21 protein-coding genes, 1 rRNA gene and 1 pseudogene are annotated in these 22710 nt (G+C 74.7%); 10 read left to right on the top strand and 13 right to left on the bottom strand.

Annotated features, from left to right (window positions below; genetic code table 11):
• Positions 1-459 precede the first annotated feature (459 nt).
• From D7294_RS21625 to D7294_RS21600, 6 genes are all read right to left on the bottom strand, one after another.
• Positions 460-1854: a dicarboxylate/amino acid:cation symporter gene (locus D7294_RS21625; RefSeq protein WP_120682314.1), complete on the bottom strand. Its 1395-nt coding sequence runs from the start codon at positions 1852-1854 to the stop codon at positions 460-462.
• A 574-nt stretch (positions 1855-2428) separates the two neighbouring features.
• Positions 2429-2788 carry a DUF4229 domain-containing protein gene (locus D7294_RS21620; protein WP_120682312.1) on the bottom strand — a complete coding sequence of 120 codons (360 nt, stop codon included), beginning with the start codon at positions 2786-2788 and terminating at the stop codon, positions 2429-2431.
• 77 nt (positions 2789-2865) lie between these two features.
• A complete protein-coding gene (locus D7294_RS21615) occupies positions 2866-3465 on the bottom strand; it encodes a GNAT family N-acetyltransferase (RefSeq protein ID WP_120682557.1) in 600 nt (199 codons plus the stop codon).
• 5 nt (positions 3466-3470) lie between these two features.
• On the bottom strand, positions 3471-4637 hold the full coding sequence (mqnE, locus tag D7294_RS21610; RefSeq protein WP_120682310.1) for an aminofutalosine synthase MqnE: 1167 nt from the start codon (positions 4635-4637) through the stop codon (positions 3471-3473).
• A 136-nt stretch (positions 4638-4773) separates the two neighbouring features.
• Positions 4774-5235: an Lrp/AsnC family transcriptional regulator gene (locus D7294_RS21605; protein ID WP_120682308.1), complete on the bottom strand. Its 462-nt coding sequence runs from the start codon at positions 5233-5235 to the stop codon at positions 4774-4776.
• 127 nt (positions 5236-5362) lie between these two features.
• Positions 5363-6061: a UbiX family flavin prenyltransferase gene (locus D7294_RS21600; protein WP_120682306.1), complete on the bottom strand. Its 699-nt coding sequence runs from the start codon at positions 6059-6061 to the stop codon at positions 5363-5365.
• Between the two features lie 356 nt (positions 6062-6417).
• On the opposite strand from D7294_RS21600, the gene D7294_RS21595 reads away from it, so the two are divergent.
• From D7294_RS21595 to D7294_RS21585, 3 genes are all read left to right on the top strand, one after another.
• Complete coding sequence (locus D7294_RS21595; RefSeq protein WP_147450886.1) at positions 6418-7530, top strand: hypothetical protein; 1113 nt, start codon at positions 6418-6420, stop codon at positions 7528-7530.
• A 126-nt stretch (positions 7531-7656) separates the two neighbouring features.
• The gene (locus D7294_RS21590) at positions 7657-8304 is read left to right on the top strand and encodes an O-methyltransferase (protein ID WP_120682302.1); all 648 of its coding nucleotides are present in this window, start codon (positions 7657-7659) and stop codon (positions 8302-8304) included.
• A 208-nt stretch (positions 8305-8512) separates the two neighbouring features.
• On the top strand, positions 8513-9397 hold the full coding sequence (locus D7294_RS21585; protein ID WP_120682300.1) for an Fpg/Nei family DNA glycosylase: 885 nt from the start codon (positions 8513-8515) through the stop codon (positions 9395-9397).
• 98 nt (positions 9398-9495) lie between these two features.
• Here the strand turns inward: D7294_RS21585 and D7294_RS21580 are convergent, their stop codons facing one another.
• Complete coding sequence (locus D7294_RS21580; RefSeq protein ID WP_120682298.1) at positions 9496-11067, bottom strand: protein kinase domain-containing protein; 1572 nt, start codon at positions 11065-11067, stop codon at positions 9496-9498.
• Positions 11068-11167: 100 nt separating this feature from the next.
• Between D7294_RS21580 and D7294_RS21575 the strand changes: the two genes are divergently transcribed.
• Both D7294_RS21575 and D7294_RS21570 read left to right on the top strand, forming a co-directional pair.
• A complete protein-coding gene (locus tag D7294_RS21575; RefSeq protein WP_120682296.1) occupies positions 11168-11950 on the top strand; it encodes a SecDF P1 head subdomain-containing protein in 783 nt (260 codons plus the stop codon).
• Between the two features lie 276 nt (positions 11951-12226).
• A complete protein-coding gene (locus D7294_RS21570; protein ID WP_120682294.1) occupies positions 12227-13291 on the top strand; it encodes a sigma-70 family RNA polymerase sigma factor in 1065 nt (354 codons plus the stop codon).
• On the opposite strand, the gene D7294_RS21565 is transcribed toward D7294_RS21570, so the two are convergent.
• Complete coding sequence (locus D7294_RS21565) at positions 13187-13555, bottom strand: sulfate transporter (protein ID WP_120682292.1); 369 nt, start codon at positions 13553-13555, stop codon at positions 13187-13189. The two genes, D7294_RS21570 and D7294_RS21565, sit on opposite strands and share 105 nt — an antisense overlap.
• An 81-nt stretch (positions 13556-13636) precedes the next feature.
• The gene (locus D7294_RS21560; protein WP_120682290.1) at positions 13637-14101 is read right to left on the bottom strand and encodes a GNAT family N-acetyltransferase; all 465 of its coding nucleotides are present in this window, start codon (positions 14099-14101) and stop codon (positions 13637-13639) included.
• Positions 14102-14394: 293 nt separating this feature from the next.
• Between D7294_RS21560 and D7294_RS21555 the strand changes: the two genes are divergently transcribed.
• From D7294_RS21555 to D7294_RS32055, 5 genes are read left to right on the top strand one after another with little or no spacing between them, the layout of a single operon-like run.
• Complete coding sequence (locus D7294_RS21555) at positions 14395-15225, top strand: DUF8175 domain-containg protein (RefSeq protein WP_120682288.1); 831 nt, start codon at positions 14395-14397, stop codon at positions 15223-15225.
• The gene (locus D7294_RS21550; protein WP_241562538.1) at positions 15215-16606 is read left to right on the top strand and encodes a hypothetical protein; all 1392 of its coding nucleotides are present in this window, start codon (positions 15215-15217) and stop codon (positions 16604-16606) included. The genes D7294_RS21555 and D7294_RS21550 overlap by 11 nt, the downstream gene beginning before the upstream one ends.
• Positions 16603-18162 (top strand): SCO6880 family protein, encoded by a 1560-nt coding sequence (locus D7294_RS21545; RefSeq protein ID WP_120682286.1) that lies wholly within the window; start codon positions 16603-16605, stop codon positions 18160-18162. The genes D7294_RS21550 and D7294_RS21545 overlap by 4 nt, the downstream gene beginning before the upstream one ends.
• Before the next feature lie 26 nt (positions 18163-18188).
• Positions 18189-19613: an ATP-binding protein gene (locus tag D7294_RS21540; protein WP_120682284.1), complete on the top strand. Its 1425-nt coding sequence runs from the start codon at positions 18189-18191 to the stop codon at positions 19611-19613.
• A 44-nt stretch (positions 19614-19657) separates the two neighbouring features.
• Positions 19658-20995 carry a type VI secretion protein gene (locus D7294_RS32055; protein ID WP_158674677.1) on the top strand — a complete coding sequence of 446 codons (1338 nt, stop codon included), beginning with the start codon at positions 19658-19660 and terminating at the stop codon, positions 20993-20995.
• Between the two features lie 64 nt (positions 20996-21059).
• Here D7294_RS32055 and D7294_RS21530 read toward each other — a convergent pair whose 3' ends face one another.
• The 4 genes and pseudogenes from D7294_RS21530 to rrf form a co-directional block, all read right to left on the bottom strand.
• Positions 21060-21599, bottom strand: coding sequence for a universal stress protein (locus D7294_RS21530; RefSeq protein ID WP_120682553.1), 540 nt, complete (start codon positions 21597-21599; stop codon positions 21060-21062).
• Between the two features lie 5 nt (positions 21600-21604).
• Positions 21605-21913: pseudogene (locus tag D7294_RS21525) on the bottom strand (arsenic transporter); the annotation flags it as partial.
• 107 nt (positions 21914-22020) lie between these two features.
• The gene (locus D7294_RS21520; RefSeq protein WP_120682282.1) at positions 22021-22503 is read right to left on the bottom strand and encodes a GNAT family N-acetyltransferase; all 483 of its coding nucleotides are present in this window, start codon (positions 22501-22503) and stop codon (positions 22021-22023) included.
• 84 nt (positions 22504-22587) lie between these two features.
• Positions 22588-22704 (bottom strand): 5S ribosomal RNA (gene rrf, locus D7294_RS21515).
• Positions 22705-22710: the final 6 nt, after the last annotated feature.

Raw genomic sequence — 22710 nt, 5'->3', positions numbered from 1 at the left:
GGAGGCACGAAGGTGATCCGGCCGCGCCGCCGCGCTCGGGCCCGGTACGGCGGGCCGGGGCGGCTCCTGGCGCGGCCCTGACAGGTCGCGGACCAGTTTTCCCGCGCCCGCCCCCGGCCGGGTTCGCACAGGCGTCCCGGCCCCGCGGCGGCACCCCTGTCCCACGCGAACGACCCCGCCCCAGCGGGAACTTCATATCTGCCGACCGGCCGCCCCCGGCACGTCAATTCGAGGGGTGAGGCAACGCGCCACCCCGTGACCGCCCAGGGCGGGCCGCCGGCTTGTGCATCCGCCGGGCCCCGGGTCGGGGCACCGCCGGGGCCGGCCGCCGGGGCGCACACGCGCCGGTGGCGGGGGCGCGCACGCGCACCCCCGCCACCCCGCCGGGCCCCGCAAGCCGGTGAACCCGCCGGCCTGCGGGCCCGTGAACCCGCGGGCCCGTGCACCCGGTTTGCGGCGCTAGGCCGCGGCCGGCACCTTCTCGGGCCGGGCCAGGGCGCCGGCCTCCTCCTCCTGGTCGGCGCCGGAGATCTCGAAGCTGGTGGCGTGCGCGTACGCCTCGCGGTCGAGGATCTTCTCGCGGGCGGCGACGAGGATCGCGCACACCGACTGCCCGGCGACGTTGGTGGCCGTGCGCATCATGTCCAGGATCGGGTCGATCGCCAGCAGCAGGCCGACCCCCTCCAGGGGCAGGCCCAGGGTGCTGAGCGTCAGCGTCGTCATCACCGTGGCCCCGGTCAGGCCCGCGGTGGCGGCCGAGCCGACCACGGAGACGAAGGCGATCAGCAGGTAGTCGCGCAGGTCGAGGCCGATGCCGAAGATCTGCGCCACGAAGATCGCCGCGAGCGCCGGGTAGACCGCGGCGCAGCCGTCCATCTTGGTGGTGGCGCCGAAGGGCATGGCGAAGGAGGCGTACTCCCGCGGCACGCCGAGCCGTTCGGTGACCTTCTGGGTGACCGGCAGCGTGCCCACCGAGGAGCGGGAGACGAAGGCGAGCTGGAGGGCGGGCCAGGCGCCGCGGAAGAACTGGAGCGGGTTGAGCCCCGCGGCGAACCGCAGCAGCAGCGGGTAGACGCCGAACAGCACCAGCAGGCAGCCCACGTACACGTCGGCGGTGAAGGTCGCGTAATCGCCGATGAGGTCCCAGCCGTACTCGTTGATGGCCCGGCCGATCAGGCCGACGCTGCCGAGCGGGGCGAGCCGGATGACCCACCACAGGGCCTTCTGCAGGAGGGTGAGTGCGGACTCGCCGAAGGTGATCAGCGGCGCCGCCTTCTCGCCCAGCCGCAGCGCGGCGATGCCGGCCACCGCGGCCATGAAGACGATCTGGAGGACCTCGAGATCGGTGAAGGGGGTGATCACGTCGGTGGGGACGATGCCGGTGAGGAAGTCGATCCAGGAGCCCTTGGTCTCCGGGGTCTCGCCGTCGGCTGGGCTGAGTCCCGTGCCCTGCCCCGGGTCGGTGATCAGGCCGATGGCGAGGCCGATGACCACGGCGATCAGCGAGGTCGCCAGGAACCACAGCAGCGTGCGCCCGGCCAGGCGGGCGGCGTTGGAGACGTTGCGCAGGCTGGTGATCGAGATGACGATCGCGAAGAAGACCAGCGGGCCGACGGCCAGCCGCAGCAGCTGGACGAAGGTGCCGCCGACCTCCTCGAGGGTTCTGCCGAGCCAGTCCACCTGCCAGTGCCTGGCGATCCAGCCGAGCAGCACGCCGAGGACGAGGCCGGCGAGGATCTGCGCCCAGAACGGCGGCAGGGGTATGAGCGGGCGGCTGCGCGCGGGGGCGCCGGCGGCGGGGGAGTCCGCGCCGGGGGCCGGGGCGGGAGCCGCGTCGGGAGAGGGGGAGGACATGAGGACTCACTCCGGTGGGAGAGGTGTGGGTGGGGAAGGGGGGATCTGCCCCCGCGGGGCCGGCCGCGGCGGCCGGCCGGACCGGCGTTCGCGGCGTCGTTACCGGCGTTCGCGGCGTTCCCGGCCCCCGAGGCCGGAGACGGCCGCGGGCCGGCCCGGGACCGCCGCGGGCCGGCCCCGTGCGGGACCGCGCGAGGCCGCGGGGCGGCCGCACGCGGGAGACATCGGGGAAGTGCCCGGGAGGGGGCGCCGGGGAAACGTCCGGGAGGTGCCGGACGGACGCCGGGGAGGCCCGGGAGAGGCCGGGACCCCGAGGCCGCCGTGCGGGCGCCGGGAGGAGGGGACCGTCAGCGACAGGCCGCGGCGACGCGGCGGCACAGGTCGATGTGCAGCCGCGCGACGAGCAGGAGGCCCGGGGGAGCCCAGGGCGCGGTCGCGAGAGTCACGCGTAGCACGGTAGCACCACCCGATTGTCCGCCAAAGCCCCGGGAAGGTGCGGGAACGGCCGAGAACGCCCGGTTCTCCCCCGGGGCGGGCGGTGGCCGCCGCACCGCCTTGCGCTCAGGAGCCTGGCTCAGGCGCTCTTGGGCTTGGCGCCTTCCCCTGCCACGGCGCCCGGCCGGGGGGCCGCGGCGGCGTCGACCGCGGCGTCCTCCATGCCGCGGTGGGCGTTCAGCCGCTCACGGGCGCGCTCGACCTTCTCGGCGACCTGCTCGGACATGGCGTCGCGCTGGCCGCGGAGCACCACGTAGCTGATCGGCGCGGAGAGCACGATGGCCAGCAGGCCGATCCACAGCGGGTTGGCCTTGCCGACGGACTCGGGGATGACCCCGACGTAGGCCAGGACGGCGACGACCAGGAAACAGATCGCGAAGATGCCGAACCGCAGTCCCGTGTACCGGAGCGTCGCGTGGTTCGAGGGTCCGCCGCTCACGTCGCTTCCACCTCCGTCTGCCGTTTCGCTACGCCTTGTCCAGTGAAGCACAGGCACCACAGGGCCCGGGGCCCGGGTCAGCCCAGCGGCAGCCACAGGGTCACGTCGTCGCGGAACTCGCCCTCGGCCACCTTGATCGCGCCGGGCACCCGGCCCACCTCCCGGTAGCCGCAGGCGCCGTAGAAGCGTTCAAGACCCAGGCCCCCGCGGCAGGTCAGCCGGATGCCGGTGACGGCGGGGTCCACCCGGTGCGCCGCGGAGGCGGCGGCGGCCATCAGCTCGCGGCCCGCCCCGCGGCCCTGGAGGGCCGGGTGCAGCATCACGGTCCGCAGCCACAGCCAGTGCCGCATCAGGGCGTGGCCGTTGCGGACGAGGAAGGCGGTGCCGACCAGCCGGCCGCGCTCGGTGAAGGCCGCGAGCAGCCGGGTCGTGCCGTCGGCCATGCCCACCAGGTGGGAGCGCAGCGCGGGCTGGACGTCCTCGGCGGTCACGGGCGGGACGAAGCCGACGGCCCCGCCCGCGTTGACGACCTCGGCCCACAGCCGGGCCAGCTCCTCGCGCAGCGCGGGCGTGACCGCGGGGTCGAGGACGTACCGCAGGCGCCCGGGCCCGCCGTCCCGGCCGGGTTCGCCGCCGTCGGCGGTCCGGCCGCGCGCCGCGCCCACCGGTTCGTGCATGGCGCTCACACCCGCATCGGCTGCGGCGACTGGCGCCGCTCCGGGTCGGGGCCCTCGTACTCGCGGACCACCTCGTAGCGGGTGTTCCGCTCCACGGGCCGGAAGCCGGCGTCCCTGATGAGGGCGAGCAGGTCGTCGCGGGTCAGCTTCGCCGGGGTGCCGAAGTTGTCGGCGTCGTGGGTGATCTTGTACTCGACGACGGAGCCGTCCATGTCGTCGGCGCCGTGCTGGAGCGCGAGCTGCGCGGTCTGCACCCCGTGCATCACCCAGAACACCTTGACGTGCGGCACGTTGTCGAAGAGCAGCCGGGAGACGGCGAAGGTCCGCAGCGCCTCGGCGCCGGTCGCCATCGTGGTGCGGGCCTGGAGCCGGTTGCGGATCTTGCCGTCCTTCATGTCCACGAAGTCGTGCTGGTAGCGCAGCGGGATGAAGACCTGGAAGCCGCCGGTCTCGTCCTGCAGCTCGCGCAGCCGCAGCACGTGGTCCACGCGGTGGCGCGGCTCCTCGATGTGGCCGTAGAGCATCGTGCAGGGGGTCTTCAGCCCCTTCTCGTGGGCGAGGCGGTGGATGCGTGACCAGTCCTCCCAGTGGGTCCTGTGGTCGACGATGTGCTGCCTCACCTCCCAGTCGAAGATCTCCGCCCCGCCGCCGGTCAGCGACTCAAGACCGGCGTCGATCAGTTCGTCGAGGATGTCGGAGGCGGGCAGGCCCGAAATGGTCTCGAAGTGGTGAATCTCGGTCGCCGTGAACGCCTTGAGCGACACGCCCTCGGGCAGCGCCTCCTTCAGGGCGCGCAGCGAACGCGGGTAGTACCGCCAGGGCAGCGTGGGGTGCAGGCCGTTGACGATGTGCAGCTCCGTCAGCCCGTCGCCCTCCATGGCCTTGGCGAGCCGGACGGCCTCCTCGATGCGCATCGTGTACGCGTCCTTCTCGCCCGGCTTGCGCTGGAAGGAGCAGTAGGCGCAGGAGGCGGTGCAGACGTTCGTCATGTTGAGGTGGCGGTTGACGTTGAAGTAGACGACGTCGCCGTTCTTGCGGGTGCGCACCTCGTGGGCGAGGCCGCCGAGCCAGGCCAGGTCGTCCGCCTCGTAGAGCGCGATCCCGTCCTCCCGGCTGAGCCGTTCCCCGGCGCGCACCTTCTCCTCGAGCTCCCGCTTCAGCCCCGCGTCCACGCCTCGCGCCTCCTGCCCGCCTCGCCCGGCCTCGTTCGGCCCTGTACAGCCCCGTTCGGCCCCGTTCGGCCTGTGTGTGCTCCGGTCCGGCTCGGCCTCGCCCGGCCCGGTGATCCGTCTTGCGCTGCGGTCGAGACTACGCCTGCGCCCCGCCGGGAAGGTCGCCGACCCGGTTCTCCCACTTGGTGGAGAGCACCACGGTGGTCCTGGTGCGGGAGACGCCCTTGGTGCCGGTGAGCCGCCGCACGGTGCGCTCCAGCCCGTCCACGTCCCCGGCGCGGACCTTCACCATGAACGAGTCCTCCCCCGCGATGAACCAGCAGTCCTCGATCTGGGCGAAGTCCCGGAGCCGGTCGGCGACTTCCTCGTGGTCGACGGCGTCGGAGAGCTGGATGCCGATCAGGGCGGTGACCCCGAGGCCCAGCGAGCGGGCGTCCACGGTGGCCCGGTAGCCGGTGATGACGCCGGCCGCCTCCAGCCGGTTGATGCGGTCGGTGACGCTGGGTCCCGAGAGGCCGACGAGGCGGCCGAGTTCGGCATACGAGGCCCGGCCGTTCTCCCGCAGGGCCTGGATGAGCTGCCTGTCCACCGCGTCCATCGTCGCAGAGCCTTCCTCGTCCCCTGGTCGATTGCACAGACGAATCTAAGGCATTCGCGCCCGGCCACCTACGAGTGGGCGGCCCGGTGGCGTCCCTGGCCGTCGGCCGCCCGGGCGCGGCACGTCCCTACCGCCCGCCTGGCCCGCCGAGTTCCCCGCGCCACCGCCGGTAGAGGCCGTGCGGCACCCCGGCCGCGTCCAGGACCCGGCCGGCGACGAAGTCGACGAGGTCCTGCAGGTGCGTGGCCCCGGCGTAGAAGGCGGGGGAGGCGGGCAGCACCACGGCCCCGGCCTCGTCGAGCGCCACCAGCTGCCGCAGCGTCTGGCCGGTCAGCGGCGTCTCGCGGACGGCGAGGACCAGCCGGCGGCGTTCCTTGAGGGTGACGGCGGCGGCGCGCTGGAGCAGGTCCTTGGACAGGCCGAGGGCGACCCCGGCGACCGCGGCGGTCGAGGCGGGCACGATCAGCATCCCGCGCGCCGGGTAGGAGCCGGAGGCCGGGCCCGCCGCCAGGTCCCCCGCGGCCCAGTGGCGCACCCGCGCCAGGTCCGCCGCGGCCGGCTCGAACGCGCCCGGCTTGCCGTCCGCTCCCCTGCCCAGCCACTCGGCCAGGTCCTGTGCCCAGTGCGCGTCGCGGAAGGGGATGCCGGTCTCGTCGAGCAGCGTCAGCCTGGCGGCCCGGCTGACCACCAGGTCCACCTCACACCCCGCGGCCAGGAGCGCACGCAGCACGGCGGCGGCGTACGGCGTCCCGGACGCGCCTGAGATTCCGACGATCCACGGCTCGCGCGCGGGTGCGGGGACGGCTTCCGGCTCGCTGGGCTGCATGGTCCGAGGCTAGCCCCGCCGGGGCCGCCGCCCGCGGGGGCCCGTCCCGGGGGCGCGCGGGGCGCGGCACGCCCTCGTTGCGGCCTCGTTTCTAACAAGCCGCTTACCGCTCGGTGACGCCTCGGCCACAGGGGGAGGGCCGTCGGGGAGTTCCCGCGGTGCCGGTGGAGACTGGTCGGTGACGCACGGGCGTCGCCGCCCGCCGAAGCCGGCGGCGACGCCCGTGCGTCACCGCCCCCTACCCGCACAGGAGCGACGTCATCGGTACCCGCGCGCACACCCGCCCCTCGTTCCTGCGGCTGGCCGCCGTCTGCGGCGTCGCGCTGCTCACCGCCGCCGTCGGGGCCTGCCAGGCGGTGCAGAACGCCACGACAGGTCTTGAGGTGTCGGACGCGGTCGACGAGTTGCTGTCCTGGGAGGCCCTGACGGTCGCCGCCTCGCTGGACGCCACCCCGGAGCAGGTACGCGACTACCTCAGCCGGTCGGCCGCGCGCAACGGCACCGGCCGGCAGCCCTCGGCCGAGGACGCGCGGCTGCTCTCCCAGCTGGAGCTGACGGTCGCGGTGGGCGACCCCGGCCGCGACGAGGCGCTGCGCGACCTGGACGAGGACGACCCGCTCGACGGCGCGATGACCGTCAACTTCGGTGGCCGCGACGTCACCGGCATCAAGAACATAGGGGATCGCACCTACGTCAGGCTCGGCACCGAGGCGCTGGTGGAGGAGGTACTCGGCGGGGACGAGGCGGCCGTCTCGCGCGCCCACCGCTTCGAGGAGGACACCGACCTGCTGCCCGGCTCCCTGGAGAACGCCGCCAGGGCGCTGGGGGGCGACTGGGTGGAGGTCGACCCCTACGAGTTCGACGCGTACGCGCAGGCGCTGCACGAGAGCGGCCACGTGGACGCCGCCACCGCCGACCGGCTGGGCGGGGCGCTGCTGGACGGCGGCGAGCTGCTGACGCCCGAGGCGCAGTGGGAGCTGGTCGAGGAGCTGAACTCCGCGCTCCGCTCGGGCGCCACGCTGCACCCCGCCGGGCAGGCCGGCGGCGCCGAACTGGTCACCGTGACGATGTCCGCGGGGGACGCGCGGCGCGCCCTGGGCCCGCTGTTCACCGTGCTCGCCGCGGAGACCGAACGGTTCGGGCTGCCCCCGCTGGTGGACGAGCCCGCCGACGAGAACGCCCCGGTGGAGGCGCAACTCGCGATCCGCAACGGCGTCCTGGACGAGGTCACCGTGGACCTCGGCCAGTTCGGCGGCCCCGAGGCCGGCTCCCTGCCGCTGAGCCTGTCCCTCGCGGGCGGCTCGGCGCTCTCCCTCAACGCCCCCGAGTCCGGGGAGGGCGAGGGAGCCGAGGACCGGCCGCTGACCCCGGACGACCTGGCGGTCGCGCTGCTCTACCTCCAGGTGCGCGACGAGGAGCGGGCGGCCGACGAGGACCGCGCGGACGTGCCGGGGCCCATGCAGCCCTGAGCGGCCGGGACGGCGGGCCCGGGGCGGGGCGGCCGGGGCGGCGGGCCCGGGGCGGGGCGGCCGGGGCGGCGGGCCCGGGCGGCCGGGCGGCGGGCCGGCGCCCGCCGCCGTGCGTACCCTCCCCCCATGAGCATCGTGAATCCCGCCCTGAACGACTACCTCCTGGCCCACGCCACCCCGCAGGACGAGGTGCTGCGCGACCTCGCCGAGGAGACCGCGCGCACCCTGCCCGAGCGGCTGAGCATGCAGATCACGCAGGACGAGGGCGCCCTCCTCACCCTGCTCGCCCGGCTGTGCGGGGCGCGGCAGGCGGTGGAGATCGGCACCTTCACCGGCTACTCCTCGATCTGCATCGCCCGCGCCCTGCCCGCCGACGGGCGCCTGCTCGCCCTCGACGTCAACGAGGAGTGGACCTCGGTGGCCCGCCGCTACTGGGCGCGCGCCGGCCTCGCCGACCGCATCGAGCTGCGCCTGGGCCCGGCCCTCGACATGCTGCGCGCCCTTCCGCGCGAGGAGACCTTCGACTTCGCCTTCATCGACGCGGACAAGACCGGCTACCCCGCCTACTACGAGGAGCTGGTCCCCCGCATGCGCCCCGGCGGCCTGCTCGCCCTGGACAACGTGCTGCGCGGCGGACGGGTGGCCGACCCGGCCGCCTCCGACCCGGCCGACCTGGCGATCCGCAAGGTCAACGACACGGTGGTGGCCGACGAGCGGGTCGAGTCGGTGCTCCTGCCGATCCGCGACGGCCTGACCCTGGCCCGCAAGCGCTGAGTTCCGCGTCCCGGCCCCCGCGCACCCCGGCCCGGCGGGCCGGGAAACCCGCGTTTCCCGGCGCCCATCCGCGCTCCTCCGCACCCGTTCGCGTCTGCCGGCACGTGTCCGTGTCCGCCCACGGTGCCGCGCGTTCGCCCCCGCCACCCCCGATCGCCCCTTCCGGGACATCGGGGCGGAAAAACAAGGGAGGAAATAGGATGAAAACATGCCTGAACTGCCCGAGGTCGAGGCCCTGCGCGCCTTCCTCACCGAGCACACGGTCGGCCGCCAGATCGTGCGCGCGGTCCCGGTCGCCTTCCACGTGCTGAAGACCTACGACCCCCCACTCACCGCGCTCGAGGGCGAGACGGTCGCCGCGGTCACCAGGCACGGCAAGTTCCTCGACCTGCGCGCCGGCGAGCTGCACCTGGTCTTCCACCTCGCCAGGGCCGGCTGGCTGCGCTGGCAGGACGCCCTCCCGGCGGCCCCGCCCCGCCCCGGCAAGGGCCCGCTCGCGCTGCGCGTCGCCCTGGCCCTCGGCCCCCACCCGCCGGGCGCCCCGGCCTCCGGCTTCGACCTCACCGAGGCGGGCACCCAGAAGCGGCTGGCCGTCCACTGCGTGCGCGACCCCGCCGAGGTGCCGGGCATCGCCCGCCTCGGCCCCGATCCCCTCGACCCCGCGTTCACCGCGGAGGCGTTCGCCGGGCTGCTGCGCGGGGAGCGGCGGCGGCTCAAGGGCCTGCTGCGCGACCAGAGCGTCCTGGCCGGGATCGGCAACGCCTACTCCGACGAGATCCTGCACGCCGCCCGCATGTCGCCGTTCCGGCCGGCCGGCCGGCTGACCGAGGAGGAGGCGCACCGGCTGTACGCGGCCCTCGGCGACACCCTCCGCGCCGCCGTCGGGCGTGCGCAGGGGGTCGTGGCCGGGCGGCTGAAGGCGGAGAAGAGGAGCGGACTGCGGGTGCACGGCAGGACCGGGGAGCCGTGCCCCGTGTGCGGGGACACGATCCGCGAGGTCTCCTTCAGCGACTCCTCGCTCCAGTACTGCCCCACCTGCCAGACCGGCGGCAAGCCCCTGGCCGACCGCCGCCTGTCCCGCCTGCTGAAGTAGCGCGCGCCCCTTCGCGCGCGCCCCTTCCCGCGGGCGCCTTCCCGCGCACGCCTCCGCGCGGCCGCCCGCGGGCGCCCCCGGGCGCCCCCGGAACGCGCCTAGTCCACCGCGACGCCGTGCACCTCGGCGAGTTCCGCGAGGCCCCCGGCGAAGCTGCGGCTGACCGCGGAGAACCACCAGCCGTCCTCCTCGCGCACCAGCTCCCCCAGCGTCAGCCCCGCCGAACCCCGCGGGCCCGAGGGAAAGCCGTAACACAGCAGTTCCGTGCCGCCCTCCCGGTCGAGCAGCCGGGTGTGCAGCAGGCCGACCGCGGACAGTTCCTGCCCGCGCGCCTGCCCCTCGTCCACCGACAGCGCGAACACGATCCGCTCCACCGCCTCGGGCAGCCGCGCGAGGTCCACCCGGAACAGCGCCTCGGGGTCGTCCCCGCCGAGCGTCACCCCGACCCCGGGCGGCTCCGGGTTGTTGTAGAAGACGAAGTGGCCGTCGGACAGCACCCGCCCGTTCGCGCCCACCACGAAGGCGCTCGCGTCCACGTCCACCTCGGGCCCCGAGCCGTCCCCCGGGGCGCCGGGCGCCTGCCAGTCCAGGCCGACGGTGAACGCCTGCGCCCCGGGCAGCACGTCCGCGAGCCGCATCCGCTGCCCGGTGGCCAGCGGCAGCCGCCCGCCGCCCGGCCGCGGGCAGGCCGCCAGCAGCACCGCCCGCGGGTCCACGTCCACCCGCGTCGGCTGGTAGGGCGCGAGCACCGTCCCGGTGCCGCCGCCCGCCGCCCCCACGCCCCCGGCGCCCAGCAGCGACAACTCCCGCAGCCGCTCGGCCACTTCCGCCGCGCTGCCCGGCCTGGCCGCGGGCCGCTTGTCGAGCAGCGAGAGGATCAGCGCGTCCCACCCGGCCGGCAGCCCGGGCCGCAGCGCGCTCGGCGGCGGGGCCTCGCTCTCCATCTGCTGCCGCAACAGCTGGTACAGCGAGGGCCCGTGAAACGGCGGACTCCCCGTGACCAGCGCGTACAGCACGCAGCCCGCGGCGTACAGGTCGCTGCGCGGCCCCACCGTGCCGCCCTCGATCTGCTCGGGCGACATGTACGCGGGCGTGCCCACCACCACCCCGGTCGAGGTCAGCCGCGCATGGTCGGCCGACTCGGCGAGCACCGCGGCGATCCCGAAGTCCAGCACCCTGGCCAGCCCGTCCGGGCCGACCATGACGTTCGCCGGCTTCAGGTCGCGGTGCACCACGCCCGATTCGTGCGCCACCGAGAGGCCCAGGCACACCTGCTCCCCCCAGCGCGCCACCTCGCCCAGCGGCGGCAGGTCCCCGGCCAGCACCTGCTCCAGCGAACGGCCGCGCAGCCGCTCCATCACCAGGTACAGGAAGGGGTGCCGGTCGAGTTCCTCGTCGGGACCGCCCAGCGCGGCGCCCGGCCCGAGGGTGCCTTCCCCCACGTCGTGGACGGTGACGATGAACGGGCTGGAGAGCCCGGCGAGCAGCTTGGCCTCCCGCTCGAACCGCTCCCTGGCCCGCGGGTCGCGCCGCACCGCCGCGTCGCCCACGATCTTCACCGCGACGGTCCGCTCGAGGCGCAGGTCGAACGCCTCCCAGACGGTGCCCATGGCGCCCGCCCCCAGCTGCTGACCGAGCCGGTACCGGCCGTCGACAACGCGGTTAGGCATTCCCCGAACCCCCAAGCATCCGTTCCCCGAAGCCACCTGCGAAGGGGGCACCGATACCGCTACTTTAAGCGGGAGGCAACGGCTCGCGAGGGGGACCGGGATGAGCTACGGCGACGCGGGCGGCCCGGCGCAGGACGGACCCGGAACGCCCGGCCCCTCCGGCCCCCCGTCCCCGCACCTGCCCCGGCAGCCGCAGCAGGCACGGCACCCATGGCAGCCGCGGCAGCCGCAGCAGTTCCGGCAGCCCCCGCAGTCCCCGCAGCCTCCCGGGGTCCCGGAGTTCCCCGGGCCCCCGGCGCCCCGGCCGCCGGGCCCGCCCGGCCCGCAGGCCGGCGGCTCTCCCCGCCCCGGCCGCCTCGCCGGCAACTCCGCGGCCCTCCTCCTCGTCGCCGTCCTCGCCCTCCTCGGCGGGCTGCTGACCTTCCTCGCCCTGGCCTCCGCGGACAACGCGGCCCGCGCCGACGGGCGCCTCGCCGAGCCGCTGCGCGTCCTGCCGGTGACCGCGGCGGCCGCCGGCGGCTGCCCCGCCACCGGCGGAAACACCGTCGAGGACGTCTCCCACGACGCGTGCCTGACCATCGCCCCGGAACGGGGCATGGTCACCGACCGGCTGCGGGAGGTCGTCGCCGTCGCCGACCCGGTCAACCCGGCGACCTGGCAGGTGCAGATCACCTTCCAGCCCGAGGACGCGACCGCCTTCGGCGCGTTGTCCGCGGACGTCGCCCGGCGGGAGCCCCCCGCCAACCGGATAGCGATGCTCCACGGGGACCGGCTGCTGGCCGCCCCCGCGCTCCCGGAACCCATCACGGGCGGCTCCATCGTGCTCGCCGGCGACTACAGCAGGGACGAGGCCGAGGACCTCGCCGACGAGCTCCGCGCCTGACACCCGCCCGCGCCCGGGTCCCGCCCCGGCCGCGGCTCCCGCCCCCCGTTCCGGCAGCCGCGCCGTGCCGCTCCCGCACGGGCTGTACACGGGCTTCGCATGGGCTGCGCACGGGTCTCCTGGCCGTTCCCCCGGCCGGTCCCGGGCCGGCCGGGCCCGCGGTTACCCGGCATTGTCAGACCCCCTGACTATGGTGACGGTCGTAGGTCGATCCACCGTCAACGAGGGCCAACCGGGGCAAAGCGCTCCGTGGCCGGACACGCCAGGGAGCGAGCAATGAGCCAGACCGCGACGGCAGCAGGCGCCGGCACCCCCCAGGCCGCGCAGGCCACCCCCGCCGGGGAGGCGGCCGGCCGGCCGCGCATCAGCGAGACGCAGCTCGAAGAGCACCGCAGGGAGCTCACGGCCTACTGCTACCGCATGCTCGGCTCGGCCTTCGAGGCCGAGGACGCGGTCCAGGAGACCCTGGTGCGCGCCTGGCGCAGCCTGGACCGCTTCGAGGGCCGCTCCTCGCTGCGCTCCTGGCTCTACCGCATCGCGACGAACGTCTGCCTCACCATGCTCTCGGGCAGCAGCCGCCGCGCCCGCCCCATGGACCTGTCCTCGCCCACCCCGACCGCCTCCGCCGTCCTCGGCCCCCCGCTGCCCGAGACGGCCTGGATCGAGCCGATGCCCGACAGCCGCATGCTGCGCGACCCGGCCGAGGAGGCCGAGACCCGCGAGTCCGTCCGGCTCGCTTTCGTCGCCGCCCTCCAGCACCTGGCCCCGCGGCAGCGCGCCGTCCTCATCCTGCGCGAGGTGCTCAGCTGGCGGGCCGCCGAGGTGGCCGAGCTCCTCGGCACCACCGTCGCCTCGGTCAACAGCGCCCTCCAGCGCGCCCGCGGCACCCTCGCCGCCACCGGCCTCAGCGAGGCGGGCGACGCCGCCGAGCACGGCGCCGCCGCCCTCACCGAGGAGCAGCGCGGCCTCCTCGACCGCTACCTGCGGGCCTTCGAGGCCTACGACCTGGACTCCCTCACCGCCCTGCTGCACGAGGACGCCACCCTGTCCATGCCGCCCTACGAGCTGTGGATGCGCGGCCCCGCGGACATCCGTGCCTGGATGGCGGGCGAGGGAATAGGCTGCGCCGGCTCCCGCCTCATACCGACCCGGGCCAACGGCCTCCCCGCCTTCGGCCAGTACCGCCCCGACCCGGCGGGCGGCCACCGCCCCTGGGCGCTGCAGGTCATCGAGTTCTCAGGCGGCCGCATCACCGGGATCAACGCCTTCCTCGACACCGCCCGCCTCTTCCCGCTGTTCGGCCTGCCCGGCCACCTCCCCGAGGCCGCAGCCGCCGAGTAGCTCCGCCAGCCCCAGCGCCGCAAGGAGGCCGTACAGCTCCTCGCCCACGTTCCGGTACGCCAGCGCGCACCGCAGCCGCGTCGCGGTCAGCCGCAGCCTGGCCACCGTCTCGATCGCGGCCGGGCCGGCCCCGTCGAGCGCCGCCAGGTCGACCACCGCCCGGGCGGCCCCGCTGCGCCGCACGGCGCCCGCGAACCGCGCGCACACCCCGGGGACGTCCCCGAGCCGTACCGGTCCCCGCACCACGAACTCCACCGCACCCACCACCGGCCTCCCGGGAACTCCGCGGGCGCCCACGCCAGTTCGCGGGCCCCCGCGGAAAGAGACCCCGGCCGCCGCCCGGACTCATCGGGGCAGCGGCTTCACCCAGCGCCCCCACTCGGGTTGCCGCCGGTACCCCGCCGACGCCCAGGCGTGCCGGGCGAGTTCGTTGCGGTGCAGCACCATCGCGTCGGCGCGCCGCCCGCCCAGCGCCTCGAACCGCCGCTCGGCCGCCGCCAGCAGCGCCGTGGCCACCCCGCGCCGCCGGTACTCGGGCGCCACCGCGAGCCGGTAGAGGTGGCAGCGCCACCCGTCGAAGCCGGCGATCACGGTGCCCACGAGCCGCCCGCCGATCCAGGCCGAAAGCAGGGCCTCCGGGTCCCGCTCCAGCAGCCCCCGCACCCCCGCCACGTCGTCGCTCACGCTCACCCCCTCGGCGGCCCGCCGCCAGAACGCGAGCACCTCGGCCACCTCCGCCAGGACGGCGGCCCGCACCAGCACCTCGCTCGCCCCGCCCTCTTGACCCGACGCCCCCGAACCCCCGGGCATCCCCTCTGTCTCACACATCCCCCCATACCATCACGCCCCTCCCACCCGCCCACCCCCCTTTTTTTCGCACGCCGCAGCGGCGCACCTCCCGCACGCCACCGGCCCGCGCCCCGCCCCCGCCGCGGGTCCCGACGTGTCACCTGGGTCACGTTTGCCTCCCCTGCGCCCGGGAGGAACTGGCCAGGGCGCTGCCGCCCACGGGAGCACCCCTCGGCGAGGGGCGAACGTCAGTCGAGGACGCTAACGTCGTGTGAGGAGGTAATAGACTCACTGCTGTTGAGGGGGCGCGATTGATGAGTTACGGCGACGAATACGACGACACGCGCGCCCGCAGCGTCCCCGCACAGACCCGCACGCGCCTCCCCGAGCAACCGGACCAGGGCCCCCGCCGCCCCACCGCCTCCCCCGGCCGCACCATCGGCGCCATCGTCGGCGTCGTCGTCCTGCTCCTGGCCGCCATCGTCCTGGCCGACCGCGCCGGCGGCGAGGGCGAGCAGGAGGGCGGCGGTTCCGGCCAGGCCGAGGGCGACTCGGCCGAGGCCACCGCCCCCACCGGCGAACAGCCCGTCGACGGCTCCACCAACGGCATCCCCCGCGGCTTCGCCCAGACCGGCCAGGGCGCCCAGAGCGCCGCCGCCAACTACGCCGTCGCACTCGGCGGCACCGAGATGTTCGACCCGGAGCGCCGCCACACCATCGTCGACACCATCGCCGCCCCCACCGCGAGAGACGACCTCCAGGCCGCCTACGACGCCGCCTACAGCCCCGGCCTCAACGAGCGCCTCGGCCTCGACGAGGACGGCCTGGCCCCCCAGGGCGACACCTTCGTCAACCGCACCATGCCCGTCGGCTCCTCCCTGACCGAGTACGCCGACACCTCGGCCGAGGTCTCCGTCTGGTGCGCGGGACTCACCGGCATCGCGGGCCTCGACTCGCAAAACCCCGTCCGCACCAGCTGGTTCACCCTCCACCTCAGCCTCTCCTGGGCCGAGGGCGACTGGAAGGTCGTCAGCACCGAGCAGTCCGAGGGCCCCACCCCGGTCAACGGCGACAACGTGATCTCCGGAGCCGACGAGATCGCCGAAGCGGTCCAAGAGTACGGAGGGTTCACCTATGCGCGTTAGCCTCGCGGGCCTGCGCTCGTTCACCGCACTCAGGCTGCCGCGCCTGGCCCGGCTGGCCCCGGCCGCCGCCGGCGGCGGCCTCCTCGGCCTCGCCCTCGGCCTCTGCCTGGCCACCGGCGCCCACGCCGACGAGACCGACCCCCCGGCCGACCCCGACGCCACCCAGCCCCCCGACCGGAACAACGACGGCGCCAACGACTGCGAGCTCATCTCCGGCGGCGCCCGCGACCTGTGCGAGGGCGGCGACTCCGGCGGTGACGGCGGCGGCCTCCCGGACGCCGACCCCTCCCTCGACCCCCTCTCCTCTCTCGCCAAGGGCTGCGCCGACGCCGCCGCCTGGATCGTCAACGAACTGTCCGACCTCGTGGAGTCCACCACCAACGTCGACTTCACCAACGCCTCCTTCCTGCGTCAGTACGCCGTCGTCTTCGCCGCCTCCACCGTCCTCACCCTCATCCTGTGGCTCCTGGCCATCGTCAAGCGCGCCATCCGCGGCGTTCCCCTCACCACCGCGCTCACCGAGGCCGTCGGCTTCCTCTGGCTGACCGTCATGGCCTCCGCCTTCACCCCCCTGATCCTGTACGTCGTGGTCTCCGCCACCGACGGCATGACCCAGGGCATCGTCGCGGGCACCGGAGACAACTCCGAGGCGTTCTTCGGGGACTTCGCCGCCGCCCTGGAGGCCGGCGAGGACATCGGCGGCGGCCCGATCATGCTGATCGTCGTCTCCCTGATCTCCATCCTCGCCGCCGGCGTCCTCGCCCTCGAGCTGGTGATCCGCGCCGCCATGCTCTACGTCGGCGCCCTCCTCGGCACGGCCGTCTATGCCGGCCTCGTCGACAAGAACCTGTGGAGCCACGTCCGCCGCTGGGCCGGCATCATGATCGCGGTCATCCTCATCAAGCCGGTCATCGTCATCGTCCTCGGCCTCGCCGCCGCGCTCACCACCGGCGAGGACGACGGCCCCACCGCCGTCTCCGCCGTCGTCTCCGGCCTGGCCATCATCATCCTGGCCATCTTCGCCTCCGCGATGATCTACCGCTTCGTGCCCGGGTTCGGCGACGAGATCGTCAGCCAGCGCGCCATGCGCCAGGACACCTCCACCCGCGCCGCGAGCGCCGCCCTGTCCACCCCGGCCAACCTGCTCCGCCAGGGCATGAGCACCCACGGCGCCCGCGACGCCTCCGCGGGACCTGCCGCCGCCGCAGGCGCCGCCACCGGCCAGGGCGCCGCCAGGCCCGCCAACCCGCTCGCCCAGGGCGTCGCCGCGCACGGTACCCGCGGCGCAGACTCCACGTCATCATCGACCACAGGATCGACGAACAGGACCGGGAACCGCGGCGGTTCCGGGCCCGCGAGCAGCCAGGGAGGCAGCCGGTGACCGCACCACCCCCCACCTTCACCCGCCGCCGCACCTACCTCATCGGGCGCGCCAGGCCCCAGTCCCTCGTCGGCCGCAACCGCGAGGCCGGCGAGATCGCCCTCATCGTCGTCGGCGCGTTCCTCGGCATGATGAGCGGCATCCTCATCCCCCTCCTCACCCTCCGCCTCGTCGGCCTCGTCGGCTTTCCCCTCCTGGCCCTCGCCGCCGTCTACATGCCCTACAACGGCCGCACGTTCTACAGGTGGTTCGAGATCAACCGTTCCTTCCGCCGCACCCAGCGCCGCGGCGCCACCTACCGCTCCGCCGCCCCCGAGGCCGGCATCACCCTCGACGGCCGCGAGATCGAGATCGGCGCACCCCCCGGCGTCGGCCGCGTCCAGTGGCTCACCGCCGCCTTCGGCCCCGACGAGCTCGCCGTCCTGCTGCACACCGACCGCCGCACCATCACCGCGGCCATCGAGATCGAGGGCCCGGGCGTCGGCCTGCGCGACAGCGAGGACCAGGAGGCCCTCGTCGAACGTTTCGGCACGCTCCTCAAGCACGTCGCCAACGGCGACGGCCACGTCAGCCGCCTCCAGATGCTCGCCCGCACCCTCCCCGCCGACCCCGACGCCCACGCCAACGACGTCCGCGAACGCGGCGACGACCAGGCCCCCCGCTGGATTCAGGACTCCTACGAGCACCTCCAGTCCATGGTCTCCACCTCGAGCGAGCAGCACCGCGCCTACCTCGTCGCCTGCATGCACCACTCCCGCGAGCTCAGCCACGAGGCCCAGGCCATCGCCAAGGCCGCCGCCTCAGGCCGCGGCCAGGCCCGCCGCAGGATGAGCCGCGACGAGGCGCTCGCCGTCATCATGGCCCGCGAACTCACCGACATCTGCGCCCGCCTCACCGACGCCGACATCCGGGTGCGCCAGCCCCTCGGCGAGGCCCGCCTCTCCTCCCTGATCCACTCCATGTACGACCCGGACCACCCCATCGACCACCTCCAGGCCATGTCGCGGCGCAACGCCTGGCCGGCCGAGCTCGACGCCAGGGAGCCCACCTACCTCCAGGCCAAGACCCGCGAGTCGGAGACCCGCGAGCCCTGGTGTCACGCCACCGCCTGGATCAAGGAGTGGCCGATGACCCCCGTCGGCGTCAACTTCCTCGCCCCCCTGCTCGTTCACACCCCCGACGTCATCCGCACCGTCGCCGTCTGCATGGACCTGGAGCCCACCGAGATCGCCATCGAGCGGATGCTCACCGAGAAGACCAACGACGTGGCCGAGGCCTCCCGCGCCGCCAAGATGAACCGCACCGTCGACCCCAGGGACATCGCCGCCCACGGCCGCATCGACCAGCGCGGCGACGACCTCGCCTCCGGCGCCGCCGGCGTCAACCTCGTCGGCTACCTCACGGTCTCCTCCCCCAACCCCGAGGCGCTCGCCCGGGACAAGCGCACCATCCGCGCCTCGGCGGGTAAGTCCTATCTGAAGCTCGAATGGTGCGACCGCGAGCACCACCGCGCCTTCGTCAACACCCTCCCGTTCGCCACCGGAATCAAGCGCTAGGAGTCCCCAGTGAAGGAGGTGCCGCCATGCCGCCGCGCGACCCGCTGAGCCTCATCACCGAGGCGTTCACCAGCCTCCTGTTCGGCAGGACGGAAACGACCCGGCTGCCCGTACGTACCTCCACCGGCCAGGCGCAGGCGGTCTACCTGCCGACCGCCGCCCCCGGCCTCGGCGACTCGGGCGTCATCATCGGCCGCGAGGTCTACTCGGGCAAGGGCTACATCTACGACCCCTTCCAGCTCTACGGCCAGCAGCTGCCCGCCCCCCACTGGCTCGTCCTCGGCGAGTCGGGCAACGGCAAGTCGGCCCTGGAGAAGACCTACGTCCTGCGTCAACTCCGCTTCCGGGACCGGCAGATCGTCGTCCTGGACGCCCAGGGCGAGGACGGCGTCGGCGAATGGAACCTGATCGCCCAGGAGCTGGGCATCACCCCCATCCGCCTCGACCCGACGGCCACCCTCGACGGCAACGTCAGGCTCAACCCCCTCGACCCGGCCATCACCACCACCGGCCAGCTCGCCCTCCTGCGCACCATCATCGAGGTCGCCCTGGGCCGCCCCCTCGACGAACGCTCCGGCTTCGCCCTCAAGGTCGCCCACGCCTACGTCAACCAGACCACCGTCGACCGCCAGCCCATCCTGGGGGACATCGTCGACCGCCTCCGGCATCCCATGCCCGAGTCCGCCGACGCCATGAACGTCGACCTGGAGGACGTGCGCGCCTGGGGCCTGGACGTCGCCCTCGTCCTCGACCGGCTCGTCGACGGCGACCTGCGCGGCATGTTCGACGGGCCCACCACCGTCGGCATCGACCTCGACGCCCCCCTCATCGTCTTCGACCTCTCCCACATCGACCGCAACTCGATCGCCATGCCGATCCTCATGGCCATCGTCGGCGTCTGGCTCGAACACACCTGGATAAGGCCCGACCGCAGGAAGCGCATCTTCCTCGTCGAGGAGGCCTGGCACATCATCAACTCCCCCTCGGTCGCCCAGCTCTTCCAGCGCCTGCTGAAGTTCGGGCGCCGCCTCGGCCTGTCCTTCGTCGCCGTCGTCCACCACCTCTCCGACGTGGTCGACGGCGCCGCGGCCAAGGAGGCGGCGGCCATCCTCAAGATGGCCTCCACCCGCACCGTCTACGCCCAGAAGTCCGACGAGGCCAGGGCCACGGGGCAGGTCCTCGGCCTGCCGCGCTGGGCGGTCGAGATCATCCCCACCCTCACCCCCGGCATGGCCGTCTGGGACGTCAACGGCAACGTGCAGGTCGTCAAGCACCTGGTCACCGAGGCCGAACGCCCCCTCGTCTTCACCGACAGGGCCATGACCGAGTCCGCCTCCCGGGCCGCCGCGGCGGCGCTCGCCGAGGAGGCCCTCGCCGCGAGCGAGGACCCCTTCGAGGCGGAGACGGAGGCGCGTGTGATGTCCTTCGAGAAACGACAGGGCGTCGGCTGACGGCGCCGGGCACCTTCGGCTGAGCGGCAGGCAGGGCACAGGCGATGACGTACGAGCAGTCCCCGTCCCCCCACCCGGCGCAGGGACCGGGCCGACGCGGCGGCGTTCCCGACGAACTGCTGCTCGGCGCCCTCGCCCTGGCCGTCGGCCTGACCGCCCTCACCTGGACCGCCACCGGGCTGGCCGGCCTGCTCGCCCACGGCTCCTGGCCGCGGGGCGTCACCTTCCTGCGCACCGCGAGGGCCATGCGGTCCTTCCTCACGGACCCCGGCGACATCCCCACCGCCTGGCCCGAGGCGGACCCCGGCACCCTGCCCGGCGCCCCCGCGCTGTGGCTCACCTTCCTCGTCGAGGCGGCCCTGCTGTTTTCCACAGCCCTGTGGATCTACGTCCGCTTCGCCCGCTGGCGCGCCCGCCACACCGTCCGCCCCACCCCTGAAGGACCCCGCCCCGCCGCCCGCGCAGAACCCGCCCCGCCCGCGCCCGGCCCGCAACCCGAGCCCCACGCCAGCTACCACCCCGAGCCCAACGCCGGCTACCACCCCGAGCCTGACACCGAGCCCGCTCCCGCCCCTGACGCCGAGCCCGGCCCCCGGCCCGAGCCCCACCCGCGGCCCGAGGTTCCGCTCCTGCTCCCCCAGGCAGGCCGGCCGGCCCCCACCGAGCCCGGCCAGGACCGCCACGACCCGGGCCGGCAGGACCCGGTGAGCGCCGTACTCGAAGCCCCGCCCGGGCTGATCGTCGCCGACCCCCACGGCCGGCTCCTCGCCAAGACCGCCCGCCAGCGCGGCAGGATCGGCCCCGTCCACGTCTACGACCCGGGCCACGCCACCGACGCCCCCGTCCGGCTGCGCTGGGCCCCGCACCGCGGCTGCCAGGACATGTCCGTCGCCCGCCGCCGCGCCGCCGCCCTGCTGGCCCCCTACCGCCCCACCGAGCCGGTCTTCCGGCTCGACGCGGAGACCGCGGAGATCATCCTGCGCTGCCACCTCCACGCCGCCGCCCTCGCCGGCGAGCCCGTGCAGCAGGTCCACCGCTGGGCCCACGGCATCTCCCCCGCCACCCCGGCGAAGATCCTCCGCACCCACTCCCGCGCCGCAGGCGGCGCCTCCATGGAGCTGGAGAGCGCCCTCACCGGCCACCCCGCCCGCCGCGACGCGGCCCTGCGCCTCATCGCCAAGGCCCTCGGCGGCCTCGAACAGCTCCACATCCGCCAGGCCTGCACCCCGGGACGCGTGGACAACCTCGCCCTGGACAACCTCGCGGGCGAGGGCGCCACCCTCTACGTCGCCGGCGACCAGCGGGAGACCGCCGGGCTGCGCGGCGCCCTCGTCGACGCCCTCCGCGCCGACCAGCCCACCCTCGTCTTCCTGGCGGGCTGACCCGCCCGCCACCACGTCCCCGCCCCCGAACGCCCCGCGGGCTCCGGCGTTTTCCCCAGGCCGGTCAGGGGTGTTCCGGGCGTTCCGGATGCCCCTGGGGTTCCGGGGGCCCGTCCGGCCCGTGCGGCGGCGGGGGCGGAATGGTCCCGAGCCCCGGCGCCGGCCCGGGCCACACCAGCAGCACCGGGCAGGGCGCGTGGTCCACCACGAACCGGCTCGCGGGCCCCAGGCTCCGCGGCCCCAGGTGCTCCCGATCGCCGTCCCTGGCGAGGATCAGCAACTCGGCCCCGTCCGCAGCCGCCACCACCTCGTGCTCCACCCGCCCGGCCCGTTCGGAACGGGTGCAGGGCCGGCCGAGCTCGCCGGCCGCCGCGGCCAGCAGCTCCCGCGCCGCCGAGGAGGCGAGTCCCGCCACCCGCGGCCCCGGATCGCGCTCCGGATGCCCCCGCCCCAGCAGGCCCGCATAGGCCCCGCGCGCGGCCCCCGGCACCTCCTCCGCGGAGACGTGCAACAGCACGATGCGGCAGTTCTCCGGCACGTGCTCCCGCGCCGCCGCCACGCAGGCCCGCCAGGTGCCCTCCACGATCCAGACGACGACGGCCACGGTCCTCACCCTCCAACGATCCGCAGCGAGACCCACAGCGCCGGCACGGCCGACACCAGCGCGGCCGGCACCGTCGCCACGCCGAGCACGGTGAACTCCCGCAGGTTCACCTCTCCGTCCTGCATACGTACCACGCGCCGCCACAGCAGCGTCGCCAACGAACCGGCGTAGGTGAGGTTCGGCCCGACATTGACCCCCACCAGCACCGCCGCCACCGCGCCCGTTCCCGCCTCCGCCGCCGGCGGCAGCAGCACCGGCACGGCGGGCAGGTCGTTGACCAGGTTCGCCGGCAGGGCCGCGCGAACGGCCCGACCGCCTCGGGCAGGCCGCGGTGCCTGGCCACCGCCCAGCCGAGGACGGCGAGCGGCACCAGCAGGGAGAGCGGTTCGGCGAGCGCGGCGTTCAGCGGGGCACCGATCGGTCAGACGGGTCTGAGGGCCAGCTCGAAGGCGCGGAAGGCGGGATCACGCGGATCAGTGTCGCTGCTGCCCGTGGGCCGGAAGCCGAGCGACTCGTAGAACCGCGCCGCCCTGGGGTTGTTCTCGTGGACGCGCAGCCGCACCTCGCGCCCCTGGCCCCAGTCGATGGCCGCGCGCATCAGCTGCCCGGCGAGGCCGGTGCCCCGGTGTTCGGGAAGCATGTAGACGCCGACGACGTACACCAGCCCGCGCTTGGCGAAGGCGCCGACCATGCCGGCCCAACTCCCGTTCTCGGCCTCACCGATGAACGTCACCGTCTCCCGGCCCGAGGCGCGGCGCTCCCACTCGCCCCGGGTGAGCCGCACGGCCTCCTCGTAGGGTTCGTAGAACGCCACGGGCGCCACCGGGTCCCGCAGCGCGGCGAGCCGCAGCTCACGCAGCCGCTCCCAATCCTGCCGGGACGTCTGTCGGATTGTGTACCCCATGCGGCGATGCTCGCACCACGCGTGCCGCTCTGCAAACAAGTAGGGCCCGCTGGATGACCAACGGGCCCTACTTATTCACAAATTGTCCGGCGGTGTCCTACTCTCCCACACGGTCCCCCGTGCAGTACCATCGGCGCTGGAAGGCTTAGCTTCCGGGTTCGGAATGTAACCGGGCGTTTCCCCTCCGCCATGACCACCGGAACACTC

It is taken from the genome of Streptomyces hoynatensis (genome assembly GCF_003626535.1).
Taxonomy (GTDB): domain Bacteria; phylum Actinomycetota; class Actinomycetes; order Streptomycetales; family Streptomycetaceae; genus Streptomyces; species Streptomyces hoynatensis.
The sequence above is the reverse complement of the archived record's forward strand: the minus strand, read 5'-3'. Positions and strand labels throughout refer to the sequence as shown.